The organism is Neobacillus drentensis (assembly GCF_036966985.1).
Classification (GTDB): Bacteria; Bacillota; Bacilli; order Bacillales; family Cytobacillaceae; genus Neobacillus; species Neobacillus drentensis_E.
Genome location: NZ_JBALSN010000487.1, coordinates 1 through 9,779 on the forward strand (window position 1 = coordinate 1; position 9,779 = coordinate 9,779).

Below are 9,779 nucleotides of genomic sequence, written 5' to 3' on the forward strand. Positions count from 1 at the left end.
TTGTTAATAATGTGTTTTCCGCTGCTGAATGGATATTAAAAGTAATAGAGATAAAGGTCAATGAGGAATTGAACCTAGGAAAGATTAATACCCTTTTTTCGTTCTTATTGGACTAACGAGGCAGTTTACTTGAAGAAAGAAAAGGGATAAAGTTAATTAAAAAATTTTTGAAAAAACATCAAAATGGAGGATGTTGAAGAAGTGTCTGATTATTACTATATGTTATTTTTGTCAATTGTAATGGTAATTGGTTCCATAGCTATCATTATGTATTATTATAAAAAGCAAAAGAAACAAGGTAGTTCTTATAAAATGCCAATGAAAGAAAGATTTATTATCATTACTTTTACGCTGTTTTCAGTCATTTGTTTTATATACTCCATACGATATTTACCAACTGTAATACTTAATCAAACTGAGGAATTTAAAGGAAAATGTGATGTGTTTATTTTCGAAGGGGTAAAAAGTGAAGGTGGTTTGCAGGTTGAGTTTAAGAAAAAGATTATTGGTTTTTCTCGTCAAGGATATAGTGAAGACCAGGATGGAACTTATTACTGTGAAGTGAAATATTATCGTAATTCAGATATAGGAAAATCATTAAAAATCTATGATTTACATAACCATACATTAGTGAAGCCTAAATAATCTATTTATAACGTTTATTCCACTAAAGGGGGCATAGTTGCAAAATTGGTAGCATTTTTGTTATTGTCTTGACGGTTAGAATATTTAAGGGAGTAAATTAATCATCGTGTAATTCTGTCTTTCGAGGACAAAATATGTTAAGGGATTGTACTGGTAAAGCACTGCCCATTTTTTAATAAGGAGTGAAATGAATGACTGATAAAAACGAACGCAATCGAGTCGATAACGATGCTGGTGAGGCTGTAGGTACTGTTGTTGGTGCTGTCTCTGGTGCTACCGTGGGTCTTGCTTACGGTCCGATTGGTACTGTAGTAGGAGCAATTACAGGTGGAGTGATGGGTAACAATCTCGGCGAAGGAGCCGATGAAGCTAATGACGGTGATGCGAACCGAGAAGATTAGATTAATACAAAGAGGTACATGCATTAAGACTTTCAAAAAGGGAGTCCTTTTATTTTTCTATTAATAAATTCAGCTTTTTAGGTAAATTTCCAAAAAAGATTGTGGAATGTTTCACTTAAAGTAACGGGTGCGATTGTTCAATAAGAGCAGTCGCTTTTATTGTTCCACTAACTGATAGGTTAGTGATTATCTTATTTTCCTCTAAAGATAAATTTTAAAACTTTTTTGAAAGAGTTGAAAACATCGATATTTTCTCTTCTCAGTGGCTGATAGAATAAAAGGGAAGGGGGAGAGACAATTGCTGCAGGAACATGTTTTTTTTGAAGACACAGAGAATGAAATAACCATCAGCAGTACCCGGATCGTGGTAGAGAACAAAGTATTCTCATCCGGGCACCTGGTATCCTATGAAATGACGGTGGAAGAGGTGGGAAGGCCTACGAATTCCCTTTTGTTTAGTATCGGATTCGTCATCCTGGGGGCTACCCTAAACAATAAGAGTCTGGCGATAGCGGGCGGTATTGTGCTATTACTGACCATGATTCTTTGGGCTTTCAGCTACTTACGCCGGGATAAAGGCCTGCTGCTCTCATTTTCTTCCGGGGAGGAATTTATCCTGAACGAACGGAGCTACGACCTTCCGGGGATCCAGCGGGCGTTGAATGAACTCTTGATTTTCAGGGGATGAAAGTAGAAGAAAAGGATACCTGGTTGTTGCCCGAGCCGACCCGAAAAACTAGCAGCCATACAAAGGCACCTTTTCTTTTAAGCTAAAGGGTGCATTACTTGAATATCCTACTGCTAATTTTGGCAGATTGAAAGCAATTCTCTATAAGGAGAATTGCTTTATTTTGGTATTATTCTATCCAATATCCATTTCATTTTCTCTACTTAAGATTCTTATCTCAATTCATCCCAATATAAAAAGACATACTCTGGTTCATGCTCTTTTTTCAACTCATCAATACTTGCTATTATATCTGAAGTTTTCTGTTTATTCGTATGCAAAGTATTACTAGCGTTCTGTTTTAAGCCCTTTTCATCCATGATTTACACTCTCCTTTTTAGCATAGTTTGTGCTCTGCCCCTCTTCTTATTCTTGTTTTTGCAAGGAATGTAATCAGGTGTAATTTCCAAAATAAAAGAAGAAAAATGGAATGTATTATGAAAATCAGATTACCTAGTTCACTCTAATATGTATGTCTTATGCTGCTTTGTTCATTTCACACGTTCAAATAGAGGCGAAAGGAACCTATAAGAGAAAAAGAAAGATCCTAAAAAATGCTTCTTATGATTGAAAAAGAGATGCTCTTTACTATAGAGCATCTCTTTTACTTACCAGCCTCGGCTTGAACCGCCGCCGCCGGAGGATCCGCCGCCGCCTCCTCGAGATCCGCCGCCGCCTCCTCTTCCACCACCTCGTGATAGGATGGATAGAAGAAAATAGGTCAAGGTGCCTCCGAAAAATTTAAAGTCTAAAACTACCACCACAAGGACAATGATGATGAGAAGCCAGGATGGAATTCCTATCCCTTCATCCTTCGGTACTGTCTTTTGGCCGTCACCACCGTTATATTCGGCAAGGACCTCATTGGCAAGTGCTTTATAAGTTTCCGAAACAGCATGGTTCGGCTGGTTACTTTTCAAATAAGGAATAGCATATTGATCCAAGATTCGGCCAGCTTTAGCATCTGGAATTCTTCCCTCGAGACCATAACCTACCTCAATCCGGATTTTATGTTCTTTCATGGCTAAAACAAGGAGGACGCCATTATCCTCCTTCTGACTGCCAAGCCCATATTGACGGAATGCCTCATTTGCATATTCTTCTATGGATTGGCCGCCAATGGATTGAACGATCAGCAAGGCCACCTGTGCAGTTGTTCTGTCTTCAAGATTCCTGCCTAAATTGATTAATTCTGCTTTTTCTGTTTCATTTAGGACATGGGCAAAATCTTGTACATAAATATCTCCTACTGGAGCAGGTATTTGGACATCCTCAGCAAGTGCACGGGCTGCACAAAGAAATAACGTGGTAAATACCAACAGAAAGCTGAAGATCCTTTTCATATTCATTACCCGTTGCCTCCAAAGTCAACTTTTGGAGCTTCTTGAGCCTTAGGGTCTGCTTTAAAATATTCTTTCGCATCAAACCCGCCGATTCCTGCAATAATGGAGCCAGGGAATCTTTTCGCTTTTTTGTTAAATTCTGCTACTTTTTCATTGTAATCCTTCCGGGCCACGGCAATTCTGTTTTCTGTTCCAGCCAGTTCATCCATAAGCTGAGTAAATTGCTGGTCTGCCTTCAGGTTAGGGTAATTTTCAACGACGACAAGCAATCGGCTTAGAGCCCCAGATAATTGATCGTTAGCGGTTGCTTCTTCTTCGGGGGTTTTTGCTCCAGCAAGCCGTGCACGTGCATCTGAGATGGATGCAATAACTTCTTTTTCGTGAGCCGCATATCCTTTTACAGTATTCACCAGGTTTGGAATNNTTTCGATTTGAGCATGAGATTGATTTAAGTCTTCTTCTAAATTGACAAAACTATTATAGCTGGACATGAACATAAGGCCCAATATGACAATAACACCGACCACAATCCCTATTCCTAGCCAACCTTTTTTCAATCTAATCAAGTCCTTTCTCACCTATAGTATTTATCACATAGTGAATAAGTTCCCTTTTTAAGCCATAATAAAACTTATCGCAAAATCTATAAATTAAACGTTTGTTTGGCTTTTTATTTTGGCCAAATAATGCTGATTTATTAAGGCTTAATTAACTTTCAATTAAACGTTTTTTTTACTATTTGGCAAAACTAGTTAATCGTTTGATCAAGCAACATTTATCCCCTCTAGAATAACCTTCCCCATCCATAATTCGTCACATCCTTTTAATACTTCCACCAACCTGTTTTTTTACTACTTTTCACGAAATAAAGCAAATCCATCTCCTCGATGTATCAGTTCCTGCTCCTTCGGATCTTCTGACAACGCCAATTTAAATCGAAACAAAGCCATTTCCTTCGCAGCCTCAGGTGTACTGCCATAACAATTCCAAATAGTTAAATTTCCATTTGAAGCATAAGCCCTAAATTCAATTCCAAAACCCCATACTCGATATTTAATTTTTCCCCTACGGTGATACCAAAACCAGTCCCAAAATGCATATAGCCTCAACAGCATCATAATCGCCTCTCTTTCAATCTAATAATTCGCCAATTTTTGAACTTGACCTATTCTAATATTTGGATTTTTTGTGGAAATAGTTTCGTTCGACAAAATAATTGCCGGCAAATAAAAATAAGCACTGGAAGTTAAGCGATATCGATTACGTCATCTCAACGGGCGGCGTTCTTTTTTTGTTTACATACAGAACATAAGTTCGTATTTAATATAAGAAAGGAGGCGATTATATGGCGATACGTGATCGCGGTATGGTTAAATGGCAGGCAGCATTTCAATTGCCAGAATTAGCAAGACTCAGAAGGATTTTTGGCTTGATACTGAGCGGGAAAGGAAGCCAATCATTGACAAGCATGAAGCAGAAGAGTTCGACTTACGTATTATTTACGCAATGGAATTTAACCATTCGGTAAAGCTGACGATATGGGCCGATGCTTTACCAAGGAAATGACAGGGCTAATACACTTCGTTGATCCGGTAACGCATGAGCTGCGAATAGAAGTTAAAGACGGAGAGTTTGAGTGGGTGGCATTCGATAGTGTAGTCGGAGTAAAGGTTGTAAATGAATATCAACAAAAAAATATCCGGTTCAGTACCGGATACAATAAGGGGTTTGGTCTATTTCTTTAATTTACCCAATTCAGATGAACTAGGCATTAAGAAATCGTAAAGATTATGTCAAAATTGGATTTGAATGTATTGTTACGCTGTCGACAGGAATTTAATGCGACTAGAAAAAAGGATTCGGTTGCCAGCGTCATTCACAGTATCGAACCGTTAGTGTTCCCAGCACTAGCGATTTTTTTGTTGGTTTTCTAATCAATATTAACGTTTTTCTATCATACTTCACTGTGAAAAATTCAATCCTGATTTTTTAGGATCATACCGGTCATACCGCCTGTAACTTTGAAGGTAATACTCCCCTAAAGACGATTAATTTACTCTTAAGCCAGCTTTTGCGACAGAATTCTAAATTATACGTGTCCTGGGTGGCCATACCGCATAATTTATTCCTCTGTTCGTTCATACAGTTTATCGATTCCAACACCGAGCAAGTCCGCTAGTTCATACGCTTTATCGAACGGTATCAAGCTGCGCCCAGTTTCGTAATTACGTAGCTGCTTATATGTAATTCCTAATTTATCAGCGATAAAGGCTTTTTTATATCCACTCTCATTTATCAGTTCCTCAATACGGCTCCGTAACATGTGCATCACCTAATTTAATTATTCTATTTTTCCTGTTTGTTGCCTATAGGAAATTTAAGTTCATGTTTTTAGTAAATTTAAGTTCATATTATAGAATGACCGCTCATACCATGTATTAATCAATCGGAAAGGAGGACGTTAACGTGAGCAAAAACAAAGTTATCAAATCGGTATCATTCAACGTTACCAACGAAGAGGAGAGACGGTATCTTGAACGTATCGAGAACGTCAATTTTAGCGGCTATGTAAAGCGGCTGATTGAGAAGGATATGCGACAGCGGAAAGTGATTAAGTCCGAAAGTACACCTGTTCAAGCACCAGCTGGCCATACCGCAATCGTGACGAAAGGAACACCGTTAATACTGAAAACGGAGTAGCCTCTTCTATGCGGGCATTTCGTAACAATGTAACACGGTTGGCGTTGTCAATTGTCATGACGATCGGAAAGGGGATTTGCGCCTTGATTGAAGGGAAGGGACTGGGAGGAAAGAAAATTCATCGGGTGAATGTGTCGCTTACGAATAAGCAAGCTTTCAAGTTGAACCGTCTGGCGAACGCCTGCAATATGAAGCCAACGGCTCTTGCGGGTATGTTAATCGACTTAAGCTTGAACAATGTAGAACTAGTGGATAGACTGCAGCAGGAGTACTGCACACAAACCTCTTATAGAGTGGTCCTAGTTAATAATGGTGGGGGAGAACTAGTTTACCTATTAAACGGCAGGGAGGATGGTTAGATGAATTGGGTGAGTTTTTTTTCGGGGATTACTACGGTGTTTATAACATATGCATTATTTAGCAGGGTGATGGAGGAGGAGACTGATGAATTTGTAATGGACGATGAGGCAGGATTGGTGGTAAATGATTTATCTGGCCGTTTTGTAACACTTTCCTGCCAAACATGCCGTAAATTAAAGAAGCATCGGGAAGTGGAAACTAATCTTTACCAGTGTACGAAATGTAAGCGGCATGTAGATCTGCGGTGAGTATCTAGAAATTTTATATAAACAGGAGGCGTCTTTCTAATCGGAAGGCGTCTATTTATTATTTAATTCGCATCATCCCAGATAGCTCTTAGTCAAAATATAATCACATTTTCTACCAAAATTAAAGGATATACTGGTAGTAATTACGAAATCCCTCTAAAAGGTTTTATAATAAAATAAAGCAATGTCAAAGGGGGGAATTCAAATAGAGAAGTTAAATAAGTACATCCAGGAGATAACCAAGGCTTCAAAGAATGGAAATTTAGTGTTTTTCGTTGGGGCAGGGTTTCTAGACTTTCAGAGTATCCACAAGGGTGGGAATTGGTCAATGAATACCATTGTGGGTTGTATGGAAAACAAAGGAAAACAGATTACTCATCAGATGAATACCTACGAATTCCACAAATCTTCTATGATGTGGAGGGTGAAGAAGCATATGACAGAATTCTTGAGAGTGTATTTTCAATTGATAAGCCTACGAATCCCATACATGACAAGATTCTAGCAATGAACCCAGTACATATTATTACAACAAACTATGATGATTTGATAGATAAGGCTTGCTGGCAACGAGGACGATATTTTAGCATAATCAGTGCCGAAGAAGATGTAGCAAGAGCTACTTCTTCAAGATATTTGCTTAAGGTGCACGGTGACTTCAGGAGGGGATATGAAGGCAAGTATGTTGTATTGAAGGAAAGTGACTACCTGAACTATGAACAAGACTATCAACTAATAAGTAATCTTATGAAGACAATCATGGCTACCCACACTATCGTGTTCATAGGGTACAGCCTAGGGGATTATAATATCAACTTACTTCTGAACTGGGTGAAGCAATTGCAGAAGGAAGGATTCAATAAGCCATTTTTTATTCGAGTAAACCATGAACCTATTGAAGAAAAAACTGAAGTGTACTATGAAAGAAAAGGGCTTCGCATTATAGACGCAGCCAGCATGATGGAGACTGACGAGAAGGAATACATGAAGCGCTATGACGCTGTAATGGATATTCTTATTGAGTCGAAGGAAAACGCTCTTCTTATTAATGACGATGATGCGATTAATTACATACACCAAAAGATTAGTCCGCTATTTGTCCTTCAGAGAGTCAGGAAACTTGATCTCAAGCATGTCTTTGAATACGACTACCATTTCGAGGTCAACGGGATAGTTGTTCGTAATAAAAATAAGGGTTTCGGATATATGGAGAAGTTCTTTGAACTTCAAGTGAAGGGCAGAGATAATCTTTCCGAAGATTCAAAGCAGAAATTCGAAGCAATTTCGGCCTTCTTCGAGAGAAACGGTATCAATGGCATGATAAATGATGTTGGAACTAGAACTATGAATACATCATTCGGGATTGAAAGTCCTGCATACCACAGTTACTACGATGAAATGGAAAGGCTTGTTCAATTACCGACTAGCAATCTTGAGGAAGAATATCGAAAAGCTTTATATTTGGCTTGTCTTGGTCAATGGGAGAAGGCATATAATCTATATACGGATTTACTGCTAAAGTCGAAAGATGAATCCAATTGGTGGATACACTATCTTTCGCAGATTAACCGGTATCGGCTCTTTCAGTCTATAATTCAAAGATCCAAACAACTTGGTAGTGCTGGTGTATTAATATTTGGTAGATATTATAAGCCGTTCTCGGATGATTTCTTGAATCGCATCAATAGGGAAATGAAAAATTTTAATATTAATGATGTGTTCGGCAGTATGCCATATGAGTTCCAGGATAAATACCGTATTCTTGAATTCCTTAGCGATAACAGGTTCCTGTACGATGATACAGTTAAATTGTTTGAAATGACTAACAAAATCAAATCCGAAATTAGCAAAGGTTCATTTTCCCTTGGAGGTTTAACAACTGATCTCGAAGTACAGTTGCGTCTTAATGATAATCTTCGCTTTTTATACGAGAACTGTATATGGTCTGTTTCTTTCCAAGAGATTAAAAACTACATACGAAATTCACTAATTCTGCTGTTTGAAAAGGCTGAATATGAGAAGTATCGGGACAAGGATGAACTATTCAATGACTTAAGTACCGGAGAATTTTTTATTGATTACTATGACTTTGTCAATGTAGTAAAATCATTCAGTATTGATGACATTAAACACATTGAAAAGAGCTGCAAAATCGAGAGGTTTAAGTTTCATGATGAAGAAGATATTGAAAAATATCTATTGCGCATTACAGAGTTGATTATCAAGCATTTCTCAATGGATGGCATGAACATTGTTTTCTATAATCAGTTCATTTCTGAAGCAAAGGTTGCATTCTATTTTGCCAGATATGTGAAACTTTCAGAGAAGGGCCTAAAAAAAATAATTAAGGCTTTATTATTTTATTTTCCTGAAAGAGATGCCGACATCGGGACTCGCTACCTATGGGTGGATCGACTTACGAGAGGAAGTGGTCTTCCAGAATCAACGATACATGTAATCGAGGAATATCTTCTGAGTCAAGCAGAGAAGCATTTAAACCCAGGATTCTCCGAGTTCTCAAGAAATAATTTGTTCTCAAGTAGTTTTTGTTATTTAATCCATCACTTTAATAAGGGGTTTGTTTCAACTGATTTGTCTAAATTTGCTCAAAGTCTTAATATGGATAGGCCTAATCAAGTCAATTTCATGTACCGCCTTTCACCAATCCTATCAGTAGATGCCAAGAAAAATCTTTTTGATTTGAAAAAAATCGAAACCTTAAATGACTTGATGGATAGCATTGAAATTGGGGTAATCGATGATGTATCGAAATACCAGGATTTGATTACAGGATTTATGGATAACAGAATGTCAAAATTACTGACTGACAGAAATAATGGTGTTGTCGTTGGATACGTTGACAGATTTTTCGAGCAGTTTGGCATTTTGTACTTCCTGGGCCTATTGACCGCTACTAAGATGAAAGATTACTTAGGCGTTATCGATGAATATGACTTTTTTGTTTCACCTGAGACTTTCAACTATGAGAAATTCCGAGCGCAATGGTTAAAGAATTATACCAAAAGTCTTCTGGAAAAGATTGCTCAAAATCAACATATGCGNNATTTGGAATTATTAATGAGATATTTCGTTTGATGGTGGCGCCGGCCAAGGGGTGGGGAATTGGTGGTAAGTTGGTGGCAAAATCAAACACCTTGCCACCAACTACATTTGCTTGAATCATACAAATGTAAAAGAAAAGCCTATTAAATCAACGTATTCAAAATGAATCTGTTTTAATCAGATTCACTTTACAACCTTGACAGAGTTGAACTCACCTAATTATTTATTTTGCCTTCTGATTATCTTGTTTTCTTTTAGTTTAATTTCAGGTCATAATGGTCATTGATGACCT

Annotated in this window: 13 protein-coding genes; 8 read left to right on the forward strand and 5 right to left on the reverse strand. The window is 37.8% G+C overall.

The features are described from left to right. The first annotated feature begins 201 nt into the window (after positions 1–201). The 3 genes from V7659_RS25945 to V7659_RS25955 all read left to right on the forward strand — a co-directional run bounded on the left by V7659_RS25945 (position 202) and on the right by V7659_RS25955 (position 1,734). A complete protein-coding gene (locus tag V7659_RS25945; RefSeq protein ID WP_335542983.1) occupies positions 202–645 on the forward strand; it encodes a hypothetical protein in 444 nt (147 codons plus the stop codon). Between the two features lie 191 nt (positions 646–836). Then, positions 837–1,046, forward strand: a complete 210-nt coding sequence (locus tag V7659_RS25950) for a hypothetical protein (RefSeq protein ID WP_335542984.1) — start codon at positions 837–839, stop codon at positions 1,044–1,046. A 298-nt stretch (positions 1,047–1,344) separates the two neighbouring features. Then, complete coding sequence (locus V7659_RS25955; RefSeq protein WP_335542985.1) at positions 1,345–1,734, forward strand: hypothetical protein; 390 nt, start codon at positions 1,345–1,347, stop codon at positions 1,732–1,734. Between the two features lie 212 nt (positions 1,735–1,946). On the opposite strand, the gene V7659_RS25960 is transcribed toward V7659_RS25955, so the two are convergent. The 4 genes from V7659_RS25960 to V7659_RS25975 form a co-directional block, all read right to left on the reverse strand. Beyond that, entirely contained in the window at positions 1,947–2,093 is a 147-nt protein-coding gene (locus V7659_RS25960) for a hypothetical protein (RefSeq protein ID WP_335542986.1), read from the reverse strand. Positions 2,094–2,381: 288 nt separating this feature from the next. Continuing rightward, positions 2,382–3,122: a TPM domain-containing protein gene (locus tag V7659_RS25965; RefSeq protein WP_335542987.1), complete on the reverse strand. Its 741-nt coding sequence runs from the start codon at positions 3,120–3,122 to the stop codon at positions 2,382–2,384. Beyond that, positions 3,122–3,673, reverse strand: a complete 552-nt coding sequence (locus tag V7659_RS25970; RefSeq protein ID WP_335542995.1) for a LemA family protein — start codon at positions 3,671–3,673, stop codon at positions 3,122–3,124. Before V7659_RS25970 ends, V7659_RS25965 begins: the two co-directional genes overlap by 1 nt. A 294-nt stretch (positions 3,674–3,967) precedes the next feature. After that, positions 3,968–4,234 carry a hypothetical protein gene (locus V7659_RS25975; RefSeq protein WP_335542988.1) on the reverse strand — a complete coding sequence of 89 codons (267 nt, stop codon included), beginning with the start codon at positions 4,232–4,234 and terminating at the stop codon, positions 3,968–3,970. A 256-nt stretch (positions 4,235–4,490) separates the two neighbouring features. On the opposite strand from V7659_RS25975, the gene V7659_RS25980 reads away from it, so the two are divergent. Beyond that, on the forward strand, positions 4,491–4,682 hold the full coding sequence (locus V7659_RS25980) for a YolD-like family protein (protein WP_335542989.1): 192 nt from the start codon (positions 4,491–4,493) through the stop codon (positions 4,680–4,682). A 556-nt stretch (positions 4,683–5,238) separates the two neighbouring features. On the opposite strand, the gene V7659_RS25985 is transcribed toward V7659_RS25980, so the two are convergent. Then, positions 5,239–5,439, reverse strand: a complete 201-nt coding sequence (locus V7659_RS25985; RefSeq protein WP_335542990.1) for a helix-turn-helix transcriptional regulator — start codon at positions 5,437–5,439, stop codon at positions 5,239–5,241. 143 nt (positions 5,440–5,582) lie between these two features. Here V7659_RS25985 and V7659_RS25990 point away from each other — a divergent pair, with 143 nt between their 5' ends. The 4 genes from V7659_RS25990 (at position 5,583) to V7659_RS26005 (ending at position 9,520) form a co-directional block, all read left to right on the forward strand. Continuing rightward, a complete protein-coding gene (locus V7659_RS25990; RefSeq protein WP_335542991.1) occupies positions 5,583–5,816 on the forward strand; it encodes a hypothetical protein in 234 nt (77 codons plus the stop codon). Positions 5,817–5,824: 8 nt separating this feature from the next. After that, positions 5,825–6,175, forward strand: a complete 351-nt coding sequence (locus V7659_RS25995; protein WP_335542992.1) for a hypothetical protein — start codon at positions 5,825–5,827, stop codon at positions 6,173–6,175. Next, positions 6,176–6,424, forward strand: a complete 249-nt coding sequence (locus tag V7659_RS26000; protein WP_335542993.1) for a hypothetical protein — start codon at positions 6,176–6,178, stop codon at positions 6,422–6,424. Between the two features lie 507 nt (positions 6,425–6,931). Further along, on the forward strand, positions 6,932–9,520 hold the full coding sequence (locus tag V7659_RS26005; RefSeq protein WP_438825874.1) for an SIR2 family NAD-dependent protein deacylase: 2,589 nt from the start codon (positions 6,932–6,934) through the stop codon (positions 9,518–9,520). Positions 9,521–9,779 lie beyond the last annotated feature (259 nt).